The sequence below is a fragment of the Rhodococcus sp. LB1 genome (assembly GCF_001583455.1).
GTDB lineage: Bacteria > Actinomycetota > Actinomycetes > Mycobacteriales > Mycobacteriaceae > Rhodococcus_F > Rhodococcus_F opacus.
Genome location: NZ_LTCZ01000039.1, coordinates 1 through 17,915, shown reverse-complemented (window position 1 = coordinate 17,915; position 17,915 = coordinate 1). Strand labels below are relative to the sequence as shown.

15 protein-coding genes are annotated in these 17,915 nt (G+C 64.6%); 7 read left to right on the top strand and 8 right to left on the bottom strand.

Annotated elements, in window-relative coordinates; all coding sequences use genetic code 11:
- A partial coding sequence (locus AZG88_RS53410; RefSeq protein WP_231913877.1) for an acyl-CoA dehydrogenase family protein occupies window positions 1–386 on the bottom strand: 386 nt, incomplete at its 3' end.
- 205 nt (window positions 387–591) lie between these two features.
- On the opposite strand from AZG88_RS53410, the gene AZG88_RS07875 reads away from it, so the two are divergent.
- Window positions 592–1,110 carry a MarR family winged helix-turn-helix transcriptional regulator gene (locus AZG88_RS07875; protein ID WP_005241273.1) on the top strand — a complete coding sequence of 173 codons (519 nt, stop codon included), beginning with the start codon at window positions 592–594 and terminating at the stop codon, window positions 1,108–1,110.
- A complete protein-coding gene (locus AZG88_RS07870; RefSeq protein WP_005241275.1) occupies window positions 1,107–2,018 on the top strand; it encodes a LysR family transcriptional regulator in 912 nt (303 codons plus the stop codon). The genes AZG88_RS07875 and AZG88_RS07870 overlap by 4 nt, the downstream gene beginning before the upstream one ends.
- Window positions 2,019–2,103: 85 nt before the next feature.
- On the opposite strand, the gene AZG88_RS07865 is transcribed toward AZG88_RS07870, so the two are convergent.
- From AZG88_RS07865 to mmsB, 4 genes are all read right to left on the bottom strand, one after another.
- Window positions 2,104–3,318: a CaiB/BaiF CoA transferase family protein gene (locus tag AZG88_RS07865; RefSeq protein WP_061044491.1), complete on the bottom strand. Its 1,215-nt coding sequence runs from the start codon at window positions 3,316–3,318 to the stop codon at window positions 2,104–2,106.
- Between the two features lie 14 nt (window positions 3,319–3,332).
- On the bottom strand, window positions 3,333–4,835 hold the full coding sequence (locus tag AZG88_RS07860; RefSeq protein WP_061697384.1) for an aldehyde dehydrogenase family protein: 1,503 nt from the start codon (window positions 4,833–4,835) through the stop codon (window positions 3,333–3,335).
- Window positions 4,836–4,889: 54 nt separating this feature from the next.
- Window positions 4,890–5,459 carry an adenylate kinase gene (locus AZG88_RS07855; RefSeq protein ID WP_025432462.1) on the bottom strand — a complete coding sequence of 190 codons (570 nt, stop codon included), beginning with the start codon at window positions 5,457–5,459 and terminating at the stop codon, window positions 4,890–4,892.
- 68 nt (window positions 5,460–5,527) lie between these two features.
- The gene (gene mmsB, locus AZG88_RS07850; protein ID WP_331712250.1) at window positions 5,528–6,490 is read right to left on the bottom strand and encodes a 3-hydroxyisobutyrate dehydrogenase; all 963 of its coding nucleotides are present in this window, start codon (window positions 6,488–6,490) and stop codon (window positions 5,528–5,530) included.
- Between the two features lie 673 nt (window positions 6,491–7,163).
- Between mmsB and AZG88_RS07845 the strand changes: the two genes are divergently transcribed.
- The gene (locus AZG88_RS07845; protein ID WP_226955745.1) at window positions 7,164–8,315 is read left to right on the top strand and encodes an MFS transporter; all 1,152 of its coding nucleotides are present in this window, start codon (window positions 7,164–7,166) and stop codon (window positions 8,313–8,315) included.
- Here the strand turns inward: AZG88_RS07845 and AZG88_RS51575 are convergent.
- On the bottom strand, window positions 8,298–9,149 hold the full coding sequence (locus AZG88_RS51575; RefSeq protein ID WP_231913876.1) for an AraC family transcriptional regulator: 852 nt from the start codon (window positions 9,147–9,149) through the stop codon (window positions 8,298–8,300). The two genes, AZG88_RS07845 and AZG88_RS51575, sit on opposite strands and share 18 nt — an antisense overlap.
- A gap of 1,149 nt (window positions 9,150–10,298) precedes the next feature.
- Here AZG88_RS51575 and AZG88_RS07835 point away from each other — a divergent pair.
- Complete coding sequence (locus AZG88_RS07835; protein ID WP_025432464.1) at window positions 10,299–11,348, top strand: LacI family DNA-binding transcriptional regulator; 1,050 nt, start codon at window positions 10,299–10,301, stop codon at window positions 11,346–11,348.
- Between the two features lie 119 nt (window positions 11,349–11,467).
- On the opposite strand, the gene AZG88_RS07830 is transcribed toward AZG88_RS07835, so the two are convergent.
- On the bottom strand, window positions 11,468–12,841 hold the full coding sequence (locus tag AZG88_RS07830) for an MFS transporter (protein WP_061697382.1): 1,374 nt from the start codon (window positions 12,839–12,841) through the stop codon (window positions 11,468–11,470).
- 341 nt (window positions 12,842–13,182) lie between these two features.
- On the opposite strand from AZG88_RS07830, the gene hisD reads away from it, so the two are divergent.
- The 3 genes from hisD (at window position 13,183) to AZG88_RS07815 (ending at window position 16,326) form a co-directional block, all read left to right on the top strand.
- The gene (hisD, locus tag AZG88_RS07825; protein ID WP_005241304.1) at window positions 13,183–14,529 is read left to right on the top strand and encodes a histidinol dehydrogenase; all 1,347 of its coding nucleotides are present in this window, start codon (window positions 13,183–13,185) and stop codon (window positions 14,527–14,529) included.
- A 9-nt stretch (window positions 14,530–14,538) separates the two neighbouring features.
- Window positions 14,539–15,285 (top strand): SDR family NAD(P)-dependent oxidoreductase, encoded by a 747-nt coding sequence (locus tag AZG88_RS07820; protein WP_061697381.1) that lies wholly within the window; start codon window positions 14,539–14,541, stop codon window positions 15,283–15,285.
- Window positions 15,286–15,360: 75 nt separating this feature from the next.
- The gene (locus AZG88_RS07815; RefSeq protein WP_061697380.1) at window positions 15,361–16,326 is read left to right on the top strand and encodes a 3-hydroxyacyl-CoA dehydrogenase family protein; all 966 of its coding nucleotides are present in this window, start codon (window positions 15,361–15,363) and stop codon (window positions 16,324–16,326) included.
- 456 nt (window positions 16,327–16,782) lie between these two features.
- Here the strand turns inward: AZG88_RS07815 and AZG88_RS07810 are convergent, their stop codons facing one another.
- A complete protein-coding gene (locus AZG88_RS07810) occupies window positions 16,783–17,676 on the bottom strand; it encodes a dihydrodipicolinate synthase family protein (protein WP_061697379.1) in 894 nt (297 codons plus the stop codon).
- Between the last annotated feature and the right edge of the window lie 239 nt (window positions 17,677–17,915).

Sequence of the window (17,915 nt, the reverse complement as noted above, 5' to 3'; positions counted from 1 at the left end):
CCGGCCCCCGGCTCGGTCAGGCAGTAACTGCCGAGCTGATCCATCGAACACAGCCCCGGCACCCACGCGCGGCGCTGCTCGTCGGTGCCGAACCGGTCGATCATCCAGGTGACCATGTTGTGGATCGAAATGTACGCGGCGATCGACGGGCACCCCTTCGCGAGCTGCTCGAAGATGCGGGCCGCGTCGACACGAGTCAACTCGGACCCACCCACATCCTCACGGATATAGATCCCACCCATCCCCAAAGACGCCGCCTTCCGCAGGACATCCACAGGGAAATGCTTGGCCTGATCCCACTCCACGGCGTGCGGCGCGAGATGCTCGGCCGCGAAGTCACGGGCGGTGTCGCTGATCGCCCGCTCGTCATCGGTCAAGGTGAACATACAGATCGACCCTTTCAGATCGGAGAAGTTGGAAGTACTATAGTTGGATATCCATGTAAATCGCCAGTGGGTGTGACCCACTCCAAACCGGAACAGTTCGACACGGAAAGTGCCGACACCGTCCCGTCCGCCGAACGCAAGTTTCGCTAAATACACACTCAGGGCGTTCATTCGATGCCCATTCCGGACAACTAGGAGGCTTCCGGTGGCCACTGCGCAACCACCCCGCCTGGCGCCGGCTGCCGAATCTGTGGCGCCGTATACGTCGCTGATCGCCGCCGTACTGCAGACGCAGAAGCTGATCACCCATCAACTCAACTCCACGTTGCGTCCACTCGGACTGTCCTTCGCCCGGTACGAGGTCCTGGCCATGATGGTCGCCGCGAACGCTCCACTGCCGATGGTGCGGATCGTCCGTGCTCTCGACAGGCATCCCACCACGATCGGAACGCTGATCGAAGGGCTCGAGGGTTCCGGGTTGGCCTTGCGGACGATCAATCGGTCCGATCGCCGCTCGACCCTCGTCACGATCACCGAGAAGGGTCGCGAGGTGGCAACCTCGGCGACCCGCGCTCTCGATGCCGTCGCCCTCGTGGACCCGAAGGTCATGCGCCGTCTCCACCAGGACCTGCAACAGCTACTCTCTGCAACCCGACGTGCATCGACCGCCGAACCGGGCGGACACCACACCACGGCGGCCGACCTGCCGGGAGGCCGGCCGTGATCGACGTACGCAACATCCGCTCGGATGATCTTCGGTACCTGCTCGCCGTCGCGCGAACCGGTCGCCGCCAATCCGCGGCACTGGACCTGGGCGTCGACCACACCACCGTCTCGAGGCGTGTGCGTGCCCTCGAGAAGGTCCTGGGTGTCCGTCTGCTGCAGCGCAGTGCCGACGGGTGGGAGCTGACCGATGTCGGCCGATCGATCGCGGAGAAGGCGCGACTGATCGAGGAAGCCGTCCAGGAAACCGCCGACGTAGTCCTCGGTATCAGTGAGAATCCACTCCGGGGAACCATCCGGATCACCGCTCCGGACGGATTCGGGTCGTTGTTCGTCGCTCCCGCGTTGGCCAAGCTGCGGATGAGTCACCCGCACCTTGTCGTCGAGTTGATCACGGATACAAGACAACTGAATCTGTATCAATCAGGGTTCGACCTCGCTGTCGCGGTGGGCACGCCGATCAGCAGTCGGCTGGTCTCCGAACGTGTTTGCCAGTACTCGCTGGGGTTGTACGGCAGCGAAGGGTACTTCCACGAGCACGGCGAACCCGGCAGCCTGGACGAGCTGACAGCGCACCCGCTGGTCTTCTTCGTCGACTCCTTGCTGCAGGTCGGCGATCTCGACCTGAGCCGGCATCTTCCCGGTGTCGCTGCAAAGTTCATGTCCACCAACATCTTCGCTCATGTTGCTGCCACGCGTTCCGGCGGTGGCATCGGGCTGTTGCCGGCGTTCATGGCGGACGAGCATGCTGATCTGCGCAGGATCTTGCCGGATGCCGTCGATGTTCGGCTCGCCTTCTCCCTGGCCGCGCGCCGCGAAAGCCTCACCAATCCGGCGGTACAGGCCGTCCGGCAAGCGATTCAGGACGAGGCGCGCAGTCGGCGAAACGAACTGGTCCCCACTGTGTAGGTTCCCGGCGCACCCGGGGCGGCGTCGCAGGAGGCAGACTCCTGCAACGCCGCTGCCCTGTGTGCCAGTAGGACTCTCACCGAGTTCACGCCTGCGCCGGCACCATCGCATCGAGCGGATCGGTGGCGTCGACCGAGTCGAGCCAGTCGAGAATCTGTTCAGTGTGCTGTCCGAGTACCGGCGGGGCAGCATGCGCGGCCCGCACCAGCGACTCACCGCCGGCCGTTTCCATCCGCAGGGACGGGCCCGGCAACTGCACCGGCCCCACCACCGGATGCTCGACTTCGAGGAGTAGTCCCTGGCTGCGGGTCTGCTCCCACTCGTAGACCTCGTCGATCGTGCGGATCGACCCCGCGGGAACACCCGCGGCCTCGAGTTCGGCGAGGATATCGGCCCGAGGACGGCGGGCGAAGTCGGCCTCGATTGCCGTGATCAGCTTGTCGCGGTTCGCGACCCGGTCCCGATTGACGGCGAACCGCGGATCCTGGGCAGACAGTCCGGCCACCGGGGCGAATTTCGCCCAGATCGCCTCGCTGCCGACCGCGATCTGAACGTATCCGTCGGCGCAGCGGAAGCTTCCGTACGGGGCGATCTGCGGGTGGTGGTTGCCGGACCGCTGCGCGACCTGTCCGCCGACCGTCCACTTGGTGCCCTGGAAGGTGTGGGCGCTGATCGCGGCGGCCAACAAGGACGTCCGGACGACCATGCCCTTGCCGGTCTTTTCCCTCGATGCCAGCGCGGCCGACACACCCGTGGCCCCGTGGACACCGGCGAGGACGTCGGCGACCGGGACTCCGATCCGCGTCGGCTCCCCGTCGGGGTCACCGGTCACCGACATCAGCCCGGCCTCGCCCTGCGCGATCTGGTCGTAGCCGGCGCGGGAACCCTCGGGCCCGTCATGCCCGAAGCCGGTGATCGACAACGTGATCAGGCGCGGGTTGAGCTCCTCGAGCACGTCGGCCGCAAAGCCGAGCCGGTCGAACGCGCCCGGCCGCAGGTTCTCGATCAGCACGTCCGCCCGCCGGATCAGGCGACGCAGCGCATCCTTACCGTGCTCGGATTTGAGGTCCAGCACGATCGATTCCTTGTTCCGGTTCGCCGACATGAAGTACGACGACTGCGGGTCGTCGGCCGGCCCGACGAACGGCGGCCCCCACGTGCGGGAGTCGTCGCCGGTGCCCGGGGCTTCGACCTTGATCACGCGGGCACCGAGGTCGCCGAGCATCATCGCGGCGATGGGCCCCGCCAGCGCCCGCGAGAGGTCGAGCACGAGGATGTCATCGAGTGGTCCGACAGTCATGGTGCGCTCCCTTCTCAGAGTGTGCGCAGGCGCACATTGACCTGCTTGGTCTGGGTGAATCCGGCGATCATGCCCTCGAGCGACACTTCGCGACCGAGGCCACTCTGCTTGTATCCGCCGTAGGACTGGCCGACCATCTGGCCTCCGCCCTGGTTGACCTGCACCCATCCGGTTTCGAGGGCGTGGGCGGTGGACAGAGCCAGATCGAGGTTGTGTGTCCACACGTATGCGGCCAGACCGTAGTGCGAGTCGTTGGCCATCTCGATGACGTCGGAGTGGTCGTTCCACGGGATCGCGACGAGCGCGGGCCCGAAGATCTCCTCCCGGGACAGGCGCCACGAGTTGTCGGCGCCGGAGAACACGGTGGGGCCCATGTAGTAACCGTCGGAATTGCCGAGCTTGTCCGGTGAGCCGTCGAGGGCCACCGACACCTGGGACGAGCTCAGACCGTCGTCGAGGAATCCGCACACGGAGGCGAACTGCTTGTCGTTGATGATGGCGCCCATGTCCGTGGACTCGGCGAGCGGGTTCCCGACCTCCAGACCTGCCAGGGTGGTGACGAGCCGGTCGAGGACCTCGTCGTAGATGTCCTGGTGCAGGAACAGCCGGGAACCGGCGGTGCAGCTCTGGCCCTGCCGGTGCACCCGGGTCGAGAGCAGCAGTTGATTGATGAAGTCGTCGTCGATGTCCACGTCGGGGAAGACGATCGAGGGGTTCTTGCCGCCGAGTTCGAGGGAGACGTGGGCGAGGCGGCCGCCGGCTTCGCGGGCGACATGGCGGCCCACCTCGGTGGAGCCGGTGAAGGAGATCTTGTCGACCTCGGGGTGCTGGACGAGGGCTTCACCGGCGACCGCGCCGGTGCCGGTAAGCACGTTGAGGACACCGGCCGGCAGGAACTCGGCGCAGATCTCGGCGAGCAGCAGCACGCTCAGCGGGGCTGCCTCGGCCGCCTTGACCACGACAGTGTTTCCCGCGACGAGGGCGGCGGGGATCTTGAATCCAGCGATCATCAGCGGGGAGTTCCAGGGCAGGATGCACCCGATGACGCCGAGCGGCTCCTGCCGCGAGTACTGGAGCTGATCGTCGCCGGCGGGCAGGACGGTGCCCTTGATCTCGCCGGCGACACCGGCGAAGTACCGGAACAGGTTCGCCAGGGTGGCGACCTCGGGGCGCGCCTGGGTGCGCAACGCGTTGCCGGTGTCCAGAGCGGTGAGGCGGGCCAGTTCCTCGCCGCGCGCGTCGATGGCGTCGGCGATCCGGCTCAGGATCCGGCCCCGTGCCGTGAAGTGCTGAGAGCGCCACCGGGGGAACGCCTTCTGCGCGGCACGCACCGCGCGATCGACGTCCCCGGTGCTCGAGGACGGGACACGGCCGATCACATGCTCACGCAGGATCGGGGTGGTCACTTCACTCCACTGACCGGACAGGGCTTCCACCCAGGCGCCGTCGACGAACATGGGGTAGTCGCGGGGTTCGGGGATGTGGAGCTCAGCGAGTGAGGTTTGTGTGGAGGTCATGTCGGAATCTCCTTGATATACGGATGGCTCTGCTGGAGAGAGGGGGGAACAGCGCTAGGCGGATGGAGCGACGCTTCCGCGCTCGGACAGCGCGCCGATCGCGTGGGCGTAGACCTCGTCGACCTCACCTCCTGCATCGACCGACAGAAGAACTGGCGCGTAGTAATCGAGCAGCGGTCGGGTTTCGTCGTGATAGACCCTCAGGCGTCGACGAATGACGTCCTCGGTGTCGTCGGCGCGGCCACGGGCAAGCATCCGCGCGACGACTGCATCGTCCGCTATCGAAAAGTCCAGGACGACGTTGATTTGGCGCAGCTGCCCGCCGAGGAGCTCATCGAGGGCGATCGCCTGCGCCACGGTGCGGGGGAAGCCGTCCAGAATGAACCCGGCGGCCGTGTCGTCGGCTGCGAGTCGCTCCGCGACCATACCGATGGTGACCTCGTCCGGGACCAGTTCGCCGGCATCGAGGAACGATTTCGCCGTCTGTCCCAGTTCCGTGCCCTGTGCGATGTGGCTGCGGAACAGATCGCCGGTCGAGATGTGGGGGAGCTGCAGTGCGGTCGAAAGAGACTGCGCCTGTGTGCCTTTACCCGCTCCCGGCGGCCCTGTCAGAATGATGCGCACAACGAATTCCTTTCACATCGAGCAGTGCCTCACTCCCGCGGCACGGGGCGAGGTCTACGTGGGAGGGGCTACGACTGTTGTGCCTGCGCGTCATATGCACCGGCACGGATCGCCGTCACGATCGCAGAGAAGTCACGACCCGGGCCGTCCTGGGCGACGAACTGTTCGTAGAGTTCGGTGGCGCGCCGTCCGAGCGTGGTATCGACACCGTTGTCCGTCGCGGCGGACTGCGCGAGTCGGAGGTCCTTGAGCATCAATGCACTCGCGAACCCGCCGGCATAGTCGCGGTTGGCGGGGCTGGTCGGAACCGGTCCGGGAACCGGGCAGTTCGTGGTCAACGCCCAGCACTGACCAGACGCGGTCGACGAGACGTCGAACAGTGCCTGGTCGGTCAGGCCCAGCTTTGCGCCCAGCGCGAAGGCTTCGCTGACGGCGATCATGGAGATCCCCAGAACCATGTTGTTGCAGATCTTCGCAGCCTGACCTGCTCCGGAGTCGCCGCATCGGACGATACGGGACCCCATGGCGTCGAGAAGTGAGCTTGCTCGGTCCACCGCGTCGGCCGGGCCGCCGACCATGAAGGTGAGGGTTCCGCCATCCGCGGCGACCGTGCCTCCGGACACCGGGGCGTCCACCGCCTGATGCCCGGCGCCGACAGCCAGTTCAGCGGCGGCTCGCGCGTCGCCGACATCGATCGTCGAGCAGTCGAGGAAGAGGGTTCCCTGCGATGTGGCCGGGACCAGGTCGGCGTAGACGTCGAGCACGTGCTTACCGCTGGGCAGCATGGTGATGATCACGTCGGCACGCTCCGCTGCGTCGACAGGTGATGCAGCAGAATCGATTCCGTGTGATTCCGCCTTCTCCGATGCCGCTGGGGAGGGGTCGAATCCGGTGACTGTGTGGCCGTTGCGCACCAGATTCGTGGCCATACCCAAGCCCATGTTTCCGAGGCCGAGGAAAGCGATCTTGCTCATCTGTACTCCTAGCGGTGTGGTAGCCGACGTTCCACGCGTGGTCCGAGTCGATGCCAGCAGGTTGTATCGACTCGTCCGAGCCCACGGGGTAGACCCCGGGAATCTCTTCGCTTCGCGCAGCTTCCGGCGGGGACGAATACAAGTGTGCCCGGCTAGGGGAGGCCGGCGGAATCACCTAACCTGCAATGGGGATGTGCAATATTGCATCACCGCGCGCCGACAGTAAACCCGTACCTCGGTATCGAAGTGACGGGCGGAGCAGTGGGGGAGGATGACGGGCGTCGAGCTTGCCATCGCGAGTCGTGCGTGGGGCTGGTCCGGATCGCAATCGATCTTCGGACCAGCCTTGGGTCCCGACCCGGACGGCGCGCTGGTCACCTGTCCTGCCGACGTCACTGCTGCGCCCCACGCAGACCAAGCGGCCTCCAGTAAGTGCTCACGCCCCCAATCGAGGACATTGGGGGACAGGTAGGCATCCGCCGGAAGCGTACGTGCATCTGAGAGCTGTTCCTGGAGGCCGGAGTCCAGTGAAACAGCGGTGAGGGGTGCGGGCGGGAGGGCGCCGGTGGCCGCGAAAATTGTGTGGACGTTCGGCTCTGTTGTGTGGACGATCGGTCCCGTATTTTCAGCGCATTCTCGGAACGATCAAAGAATGACAACAAACACCGCACCTAGAATCCTCCCCCCACGCCGCTCCGAGCGTGCTGGGTGGGCGGGGGTGCTTATCCTCATGGCCACCAGTTTTACGCTGGTGCTCGCCGAGTTTCTTCCGCCCAGTCTGCTGACACAGATGGCGGCCTCTCTCGACATCACTGAGGGTCAGGCGGGACAGACGGTCACCGCGACCGCGTTCATGGGGTTTTTGGTGGCCCCCGTCGTTGGCATGATGTTTCCCCGGCTGGACCGGCGAACACTTCTGACTGGTGTTGCTCTGACCGCTGCGGTGTCCAACATTCTGGTCGCCATCGCACCCAATCTCGTGCTGTTGCTCGTCGCCCGGTTGATCCTTGGGGCCGCAATTAGCGGATTCTGGGCAATGTCGTTGGCGATCGTCTCCCAACTGGTGGCACCGGAACGCCTGGGCCGTGGCCTCATGCTCGTGAACGGTGGCACCACCGTGGCCACGGTGGGCGGAGTGCCCCTGGGTGTCTACCTTGGCTCCGTGTTTGATTGGCGCGTGGTGTTTGTCGGTGTAGCCGTAGTGTCGGTGCTGGTCGCTATCTTGTTGCGCACCGTGTTGCCTGCAATCGCCCCTGCCACCACCACGGGATTCCGTGAGTTGGCGGACACCCTAAAGGTGCCCGGCCTGTCGTTGGGCCTGATAGGGCATGTGCTCACCGTCCTTGGCCACTTTGCCGCGTTCACCTATATTCGGTTGGCATTCGAGCAAGTGCCCGGCATCGGCGCGGGCGGAATCGCAGGGTTGTTGGCGGCGTTCGGTATTGGAGGCCTCGCCGGAAACGTCGTCGTCGGGCTGCTCGTGGACAAGCACCTAAACCTGATGCGTTTGGTTGTGCCTGCACTCATCGGCTTTGGCATCGCTACGGTCGCGCTCTTCCCTGGACAATTCTGGGCCGTGGGGGTGGGCGCGACAGCATGGGGTATCGGATTTGGGGCGTGGTTGCTGGTGGTCAGTACCTGGATCGGGCGGCTCGCTCAGGATCGGATGGAATCCGTAGGCGGGCTGATCGTGACCGGCTTCCAGATTGCGATCACTCTTGGAGCGGGACTCGGTGGCGTGGTTGCCGATAACGCCGGAGTGCAGGTGACATTGATTGCCGCCGCAATTGCTGCCCTCGTTGGTGGAACCCTATTCCGAATGGCCAGGACGACAACAGCAGGAAGCTTGAAGGCATCACCGGACCTATACGGCAGGAAGTAAGAGGGACCGTTGTTGTCCGCGCCAGACTGCGGGCGCGGACCCGGTGTGCCGTCGAAAGGCGCGCCTGAAACCGGCCTCAGATTCGTACCCGAGGCGGTGGGCAGTTTCTGCGATGCTCAGCCCGTCACGGATCAAAAGCGTTTTACTGGTCTCCATCCGAACTTCGGTCAAATATGATGCCGGGGTTTGACCTACCAGCGTGGTGAAGCGCTCCGCGAAGGCTGATCGAGACATGGTTGCCACCTTCGCCAGGTTTTGCACGGTCCAGGCATCCCCAGGACTCTCGTGGATCGCATCGAGGGCGCGAGCAACAAACGGGTCCGACACCTGGTGCAGCCACCGCTCGGGCGCGCAGCCAAGCACAGCCCACAGTCGGATTGCGGCCGAGACGATGGTGGTGGAAATGAGGCTGCACACCACCGCATCACCTGCACGACTGAAATCGGAAGCGGTGGCTTGTCCGCTGAGCATACCCTCGATGAGCATCGCCATATTTGGTTCACGTTCAGAGAACTCTCTCACCAACAGAGTGTTGGGGAAAGTGCCGAGAGTCTGAGCTGAGCCGCCCGAAGGCAGAAACCATGCGTTGATAACGTTGGACTCGCGCCTGGCGCGGATCTCGGCTCGGTGGGCCCGGGGGTAAATGATTAGGTCACCGGCGGAAAGTTCAGTTCGTTCTCGGCCTACTAGAAGTGCTGCAGTTCCTGCAGAAATGTAGGAGAACCCGGCGGAGTCATGCACCCGCGCGACTCGTTCACCCGGCGCCAGCAACTCACGCTGTGCAGCCTGAACGGGCCAGTCCAGCGAGGCCAACGCACGATCCAAGGCCCCCATCTGCCGAGGCTCGTTCTCTAATACTTTGAACACCGTCGTGCAACTCCGTAACCGTCTGAATATATTCCTCGACCGCCCTGAAGCGGGCAGCCTCGGCCGTCCGTTGGAATAGTCATGTCTACCCGGCGGCAGCTAGGAGGATGTGGATTGACTATTGAATCTTCGTCGCGCCCAATGTATGTGCGTAACGTCGGACCGATGTTCGGCGTCGAGCGCCTTCGTCACCTGGCCCGACCAGGCGTCGCGTTCGGCAGCCCGGGGGACTGGACGCGCGGCCTTCGGAACAGGTGCATCCGTCGTGCCGCGTGCGGAGGTCCCCTTCCGGGGACAGCGCACGCACAGGCGGTTCGTGCGACTCCTCGGCGAGAATCGCGTCATCATGGCGTCGAATGTGCTTGCACCCCGAGTCTCGTCGTGGAAGGTGCTGTTGGACTGCCTCATTCGCCATGTCCTCACTTGTGGAAGCTGTCTTGTCCGATCTGTGCACCGTTTGACCTGTTTCGATGGCGGCCGTAGCGGCCGACGCCTTAGGTATTCCGCCATATAAGTAGTGCACGAATAGATAGCGTACGCTACATGTTGAGGCGTCACGATGAGGTATGGCCGTTCGTATTCTGCTTGCCAAGGCCGCGTCCACTGTCGCAACCTCGATCCCCTGTGCTCTTTCCCGAGGAGGGTGAGCGTCGCGCGATCAGGAGACGCCGCGAATCGATCGCGAACATATCTGTCAGGAAGGCCCACTAGAGCGGGAGTGAAAGAACCACGCCGTACGGGTCGGCGAGTTGCGCGGCGTGCGGGGAGGATTGTCCGCGGCGGAGCGCCGACACCTCGAGTCAGTGCTCATGCGCGAACAAAGAAACCGCAGAGCGCTGATCATTCGCCGCGATACCGGCTTCCTTGCAAGCACATTCGAATTGGCACTGTAACTGGCGATGTAATGAGCAATCCGCGTATAGGCGTATCACTACCGAATACGTATCCGTTCATCCTTGCCGAGAGGGCTCGCGACCTCCGCAGATTGGCGTCCTCGGCCGGTTCGCGTCGTTGTGTTTCGGAGAACGAATTAGGATGGTTGACGTGGGATGATGGGGAGTGCGGCGGCGCGCGAGCTGCGGCGTCCGACACGGTGCGGAGGCGGAGTGGATACGTATGGCTACGAGTAGGGACGTCGCGAGGATCGCCGGGGTGTCCCAGGCCACGGTCTCACGCGCGCTCAGCAACGGCAAGGTCAGCGCTGCGACCCGCAAGAAGATCATGGAGGCGGCGGCGTCGGTGGGCTACGTCCCGAACCTCGGTGCGCGCGCAATGAAGACCGGCCGCGTGGAGACCATCGGGGTGGTCGTTGCCGATCTGACCAATCCGTTCTATCCGGAGATTCTCGGCGCATTGACCGAGTATCTGGACAAGGCGGGACAGAAGGTGACGCTGTGGAACTCCGACGGCCCCGGCAATGATGCCGCGCTGGAAGCGATCAATGCCGGATCCATCGACGGCATCATCTTCACCACGGTCACCGAAGCCTCGGCGCCGCTGCGCGCGGCTCTGGCCAAACGTAGCCCCGTCGTGCTGATCAACCGTGTCGTCGAGACGCTGCAGTGCGATCAGGTCGCCAGTGACAACGCCACCGGAGGCAGCGCCATCGCCGACTACCTCCTAGCCAATGGGCATACCGAGATCGCATTGATCGGAGGGCCGCCCGCCGCCAGCACCGCTCGCGACCGAACCCGGGGCTTCACGCAGCGGTTGCTCGAATCCGGTGCGCCATTGAGAGCCGATCGGATCGTGGAGGGCACATCGTTCAGCCACGACTACGGTTACACCGCGACCAAGAGACTCCTCGAGTCTCCGGACCGGCCCACCGCGATCTTCTGCAGTAACGACCTGATCGCGTTCGGCGCACTGGATGCCGCTCGTGCCGTGAAAGTTGCTGTTCCCGAGGACTTGTGGATCGTCGGGTACGACGACATCGCGATGGGCGCATGGCCTGCATTCGATCTCACCACGATGCACCAACCCACCCGGACCATGGCAGAGGCCGGAGCCGAGGCGCTGCTCGAGCGAATCGAGAACCCCGACGCGCCGTACAAGACTTTGACGTTCCGGTCCCACCTGGTGCCGCGGGGGTCGACGGCGTGCACCCCGGTGAGTGCGCCGCCATCGGAGGCTGCAGCGGTCGACTCGGCGGGTCGCAGGTATTGAGCCGGTAGCTCACCGGCAGTCGGCACGGATGGCGGTCCATTCGTTTCCGGTTGGCACTGTGAGGTCTCAGGGCATACAGCTGTGGGACGGCGTGGTCACGCCACATCGGTCAGTTGTTGCTACCGACCTGTGGTGGGGTCGTGTTCTTCGCTCCAGCCCCGGCGCGACCGCACACGCGGCGCTGTTTCCGGGGACAAGAGCGCACCGGCGATCGTGATGAGTGAGGTCAACACCATGTATCCGGCGACGAGCCAGTAGCGGTCGAAGTCCGGCCCGATCAGGGCGGTGGCGAGCAACGGTGCGAATCCACCGGCCAGCACGGCGGCGACCTGCGGTCCTACCGACGCTCCGGAGTAGCGCAGCTTCGGTTCGAACAGCTCGGTGAAGTAGGCCGGTTCGACGGAATAGCACAGGTCGCGGCCGACGTTGCAGGTCAGGATCAGTACCAGCAGCACCATCAGGAAGTCGCCGGTCTGCACGCCCCAGAAGAACGGGAAGGCCATCAGCGCCATCGTCACCGCGCCGGCCAGCACCGTGTAACGGCGGCCCCACCGGTCCGAGACCCATCCCCAGAACGGGATGGTGAACAGACCGAGCCCGGCCATGATCATCGTCGCGAGCAGGATGTCATTCTTGGCGACCAGGATCTCGGGGCCGTAGGCGAGCAGGAACGTGGTGTAGATGTAGTAGTTCGCGTTCTCGGCGAAGCGCATCATGATCACTCGCACGATAGTCAGCGGGCGGGTCTTGATGACCTTGACGACGGGCATCTTCTCGATCTCGCCCTTGGCCTTGATCTCCTCGAACACCGGCGATTCGGCGACCTTGCTGCGGATATAGAAGGACAATGCGATCAGCGCGAGCGAGGACAGGAACGGGATCCGCCAGCCCCAGGCCTCGAACGCCTCGTCCGGCATCAGCCAGATGACCAGGAAGAAGGCGCCGTTGGCGAGCAGTGTGCCGGCCGGCACACCGATCTGCGGCCACGAGCCGAAGAATCCGCGACGGTTCGCGGGCGCGTACTCGGTCGCCATCAGCGCCGCACCGCCCCATTCGCCGCCGACGCCGAGTCCCTGCACGATGCGCAGCAACACCAGAATGATCGGAGCCGCGATACCGATCGTCGCGAAGTTCGGCAGGCAGCCGATCATGAATGTTCCGAAGCCCATGAGACCGAGAGTCATCATGAGCATCTTCTTGCGCCCGACCCGATCGCCGAAGTGCGCGAAGATGACTCCGCCGATCGGCCGCGCCGCGAAGCCGATCGCATAAGTACTGAACGACAACAAGATCCCCACGAACGGATCGACGTTCGGGAAGAACTGGCCATTGAGGATGATCGCCGCGGCCACCCCGTACACGTAGAAGTCGTACCACTCGATGCACGAGCCCAGTACCGAGGACACCATCGCCCGACGGCGCATGGCGGGATCGACGGCAGGGGCTGTGGTCGCCGAAGTCGGTGGTGGGTTAGTGGACGCGTCGACAGACATGTGAGCTCCAATGCTAGGGGGAGTGGAGGGTGGCGCAGGTTACATCTGCTCAGGCCTGACGTGAGTGTATACGTAATCACTAGAAAGTCGAGAGATGCTGTGAAGATTCTCGTCATTTCACGATGCGCCCTCGGTGCCTGCGGCTCAGCAATCAGATTGCTGTGCAGGTAGAAGAGGGATATTCGCCGCGGGATTGACCGGGGAACGCGCCAGGGCGTTGCGCAGGAGTGTGGATACGTATACAGTCACCCTGGTAAGTGACTGGCACCACATCGGAACGGTCACGTGACGTCAGCCCGGCGGACGATCGTCCGCCGATCACACGATGGAGGACTTCTCTCATGACGATCGCCGCAGTTCGCCGGCCCGGTATCCGCACCGTGGACCTCAAGGTTCCCCAGAGAGAGAGCGTCGAGCGGGGTAGCACCTCGTCGGTGCGGACGACAGTGGAGAACGTCATCGAGGACATCCGTCAGCGCGGGGACGTGGCGGTGCGCGAGTACTCGGAGAAGTTCGACAACTACTCCGCCGACAGCTACTTGCTCAGCTCCGAGCAACTCGACGAGATCGTCGCCCGGGTTCCGCGTCAGGTGATCGAGGACATCACCTTCGTGCAGGAGCAGGTCCGGGTGATGGCGCAGAAGCAGCTCGAATCACTGACCGATTTCGAGATCGAAACTCTCCCTGGAGTTTTCCTGGGACAGAAGAACGTTCCCATCCAGGCGGCGGGCGCCTACATTCCCGGCGGCAAGTACCCGCTGCTGGCCAGTGCGCACATGACGATCATCACCGCGAAGGTAGCCGGAGTCGAGCGGGTGGCCGCGTGCACCCCACTCATTCGTGGTGAGGTACCGGACGCGACGATCGCCGCGATGCGGCTGGCCGGCGCCGACGAGATCTACCTGCTCGGCGGTATCCAGGCAGTGGCCGCTCTGGCCGTCGGTACTGAAACCATTCGCCCGGTCAACATGCTCGCCGGACCCGGGAATGCGTTCGTCGCCGAGGCCAAGCGTCAGCTGTTCGGCGAGGTCGGCATCGACCTGTTCGCCGGCCCGACCGAGGTGCTTATCGTCGCCGACGAGGACGCCGACCCGTTCATCGTCGCCGTCGACCTGCTCTCGCAGGCCGAACACGGCCCCGACTCACCCGCCGTCCTGATCACCACCAGCGAGGAACTCGGCCGCGCCGTCATCGACCACATCGACACCATTCTGGTCGACATGCCCACCCGCGACTTCGCCGGCGCAGCCTGGCGGGACTGGGGGGAGGTTCGGGTCGTCGAGGACCTCGACCAGGCGTACGCGCTGGCCGACGAATACGCGTCCGAGCACGTGCAGATCCTTACCCGGAACCCGCGCGAGGCGCTCGAGAAGATGCACGATTACGGTGCTCTCTTCCTGGGAGAAGGAACCTGTGTGTCATACGGGGACAAGGTCATCGGCACCAACCACGTGCTCCCCACCCGAGGCGCGGCGCGCTACACCGGTGGTCTGTGGGTCGGCAAGTACCTGCGCACCGTGACCTACCAGGAAGTGACCAACCCCGAGTCCAGCGCCTTCTTCGGGGAACTGTGCGGTCGCGCGGCCCGCGTGGAGTACTTCGAGGGCCATGCCCGATCCGGAGACGTCCGCGCCGCGAAGTACCGCGGCGAGGCGCTCTCCTGGTCCGACCACCGCTTCACCAACTAAGGAACCTCTATGACCACCTTCGATTTGAAGGGCAAGACCGCCCTCGTGACAGGGGCTGGTCGGGGCCTCGGCAAGGCCATCGCTGATGGGCTTGCCGAGGCCGGTGCCGTGGTCTACGGCACCACCCGCAGCCGCGAGACCGGAGAATCGGTATCCGCCCGCTACGGCACTCCCTCCGTGGCACTCGAGATGACCGACATCGCCTCGATCCGCCGCGGTGTCGCCGAACTCCTCGACGCCAGCGGCGGCATCGACCTGCTCGTCAACAACGCCGGCATCAACATCCCCAAGCCGGCCGTCGAGATCACCGAGCAGGACTGGGACTCGGTCCTGGGCACGAACCTGCGGGGCAGTTTCTTCCTCACCACCGAGCTCGCCAAATCATGGCTGACGTCCTCGACTCCAGCGGCGGTGGTCAACATCGCCTCCCAGGCAGGGCTGGTCGCCATCGAGGAGCGAGCCGCGTACGGCACCAGCAAGGCCGGTCTGATCCACTTGACGAAAGCACTTGCGCTGGAATGGGCGTCGAGCGGTATCCGGGTCAATGCGGTGGCACCGACGTTCGTTCGCACCGAACTGACCGAGTCGACCCTGAGCCGCCCGGACTGGGCCGCCGAGCTCCAATCGCGGATCCCCATGGGGCGCTTCGGGGAACCGGAAGACATCGTCGGTGCGGTCCTTTTCCTGCTCAGTGACGCTGCATCGCTGATCACCGGTCACACCATTGCGATCGACGGCGGATACACCATCCGATAACAGCTGGCCCCGCCGCCGAACACTCCAGGCGAACCCCGCCGCTCCTCCCGGAGTCCGAACCCGAAAGCAGAAGTGATGGCCGATCTGGACAAGATTTCACGCACCAGTGTCGTGGGATCGGGGTACATGGGCGGAGGTATCGCGCAAGTCCTCGCCCTGGCCGGATTCCCCGTCGCCCTCGCCGACGTCGACACGGCAACCGCCGAGAAGTCACGCGACCGTCTGATCACTCAGGCGGCGCAGTACGAATCTCTGGGCCTGTTCCCCGCGGAGGCTGCCGCCGTGATTGCGGAAAATCTCAGCGCAGCACCCTCGATCGAGCGGGCTGTTGCCGACGCCGACTACATCACCGAAGCCGTACCCGAGATCGTCGACGTCAAGCTCGAAACCCTGCGCCGGATATCGTCATCAGCGCGACCGGAGGCGATCATCGGCACCAACACCTCCGCGATACCCATCGACGAACTCGCCAAGGAAGTCTGCGAACCCGCCCGCTTCCTCGGCGTGCACTGGATGAACCCGGCACCGTTCATCCCCGGTGTCGAGCTCATCGCCAGCACCGCCACCGATTCCGAAATCGTCGACGCTGCCGAAGGGTTCATCCGATCCCTCGGGAAAATCACCGCCCGGGTCGCCGATGCCCCCGGCTTCGTCGCCAACCGTCTGCAGTTCGCGCTCTACAAGGAGGCATTGGCGATCGTCGAGGAGGGAACTGCGACACCGGAACAGGTCGACGCTGTCGTCAGCAACACTTTCGGCTTTCGCCTCGCCCTCTTCGGGCCCTTCGCGATCGGTGACATGGCCGGGCTCGACGTCTACCAAGGCGCCTACGAAACCCTCGAGCGGGCCTTCGGGGAGCGGTTCGCCGTCCCCGACCTCCTCACGACCCTGGTCGAGCAGGGCCGTGTCGGCGTCAAGTCCGGTCGCGGACTACTCGACATCGCCGAATCCGACAAGGACGCCCTCCTCGCATACCGGGACAGAGCGTACGCGCGCCTGTCCGCTCTGCGGGCCGGACTCGGACCGGCCCCCGGACTGTAACGGGTTCAGTCCGCGGATCGAACCGACGGTGGCGGTCGTCGATAACCTACTGGCCGCTAACTGGTACGACCGTCTAATATTTCTTCCGCATCGGGCGGCTGATATGGGCCTCGACGGCTGGCGTCCGAGGAAGGTAAACCTCCGCGCTCGCTGAGGAAGTGGGTGGGCCGACCGATGAGGGCATCTTCGAGTTCACGCTCGCTGCAACCGGCGTCGAGGACGAGGACGTCGAGGTTGTACGGTCCTGAAGAATTTCGTGGGCCAGATCGAACGCGGATAACGGGGAGGCGGTCGCGGAGGGCGAGGGCGTCGGCGATGTCGTCGCGCTCGTGGGTGCGGAGACGGACGTCGTCTGCCATTGGGTGAACACGGGCGTTCGATGCCGTTGTGATCACGGCGGGTGCCCGCGTCGTCGGATCCGAGGTTCGGTTGCGCCGACGTACGCCTCGCTGGAGGTCACAGGAGATCGTCAACCTGCTCGAGCGCGGCGGTGACCCGTGAACGCGTGGCCGCGTCGAGACCGCGTACCGGCTGGGGGAGATTGGGTGATTCGACGAGGCCGAGGTGTTCGGCGATGGCGGATACCACGCGGATGCTTCCATGGGCGCGGAACAATTCCCAGATGGGTTCGAGTCGATTCGACAGCGCGGTGGCTGTATTCCGGTCGTCGTTCCGAGATGCGCGGGTAAGAGCCAGGCACGGCTTGGGAAGCACCCCGGCAAGCACGCTGTACCAGACGTCGCAGCCGGCGTTGAGGCCGGTCGCGGCGGAGGCGTCTCCGCTGACGCCGATCGTGACCGTCGACGGGATATGAGATCGGAGGGATTTCACTCGACCGGCTGCCTCGGCGGGGTCGACGGGGACGCCGGGAATCTTGATCGATCCGATCTTCGGAAGTGCGGCGATGCGGCCGTGCAGTTCATCGGTGAAGGTGAAGTGGGTGGTACCGGGATTGTCGTAGATGCACAGCGGCACGGACAGTTCACGTGTCACCGCTTCGTAGAGGCCGAACACTTCCTCTGCGGTCAGTTGTTGGTAGGACATCGGTGCCAGCAGCACCGCGGCGGCGCCGGCATCTTGTGCGTCTTCGGCGAGGGTGCGGACGTGTGCGGTGCGCAGCGACCCGATACCGATCATGACCGGTGTGGTGCCCGCTGCGGCCACGGCGAGCTGTGCGACGCGCTTGCGTTCTTCTCTGGTCAGGTAGGCGTAGCTCCCGGTGGACCCGAGGGCGCTGATGGAATCGACCCCCGCGTCGGCCAGGCGCGAAACAATTCCGGAGAATGCGGACTCGTCGACTTCTGTCTCGCTCATGGGCGTAAGGGGGAAGGCGGACAGTCCGGTGAACATCGGTCGAACCTCAATTCGCTCTGGCGTAGCAATGCGACCACTATCGTCCACATACAGGGCGGTCGGGCACTCAGGTAGTCGCAGAGCTTCCATGCTTCACCCGTGCGGTGCTCACTTTGGCCCGTGCTGATGTCTGTTTCCTCCGTTGTTTGCGGGGGTCTCGACGGTGCTTGGGGGTTGATCGGGGTGGGCTGGGCCTGCCGCGACACCGACGCCACGCTAGCCTGCCGCTTTCATGC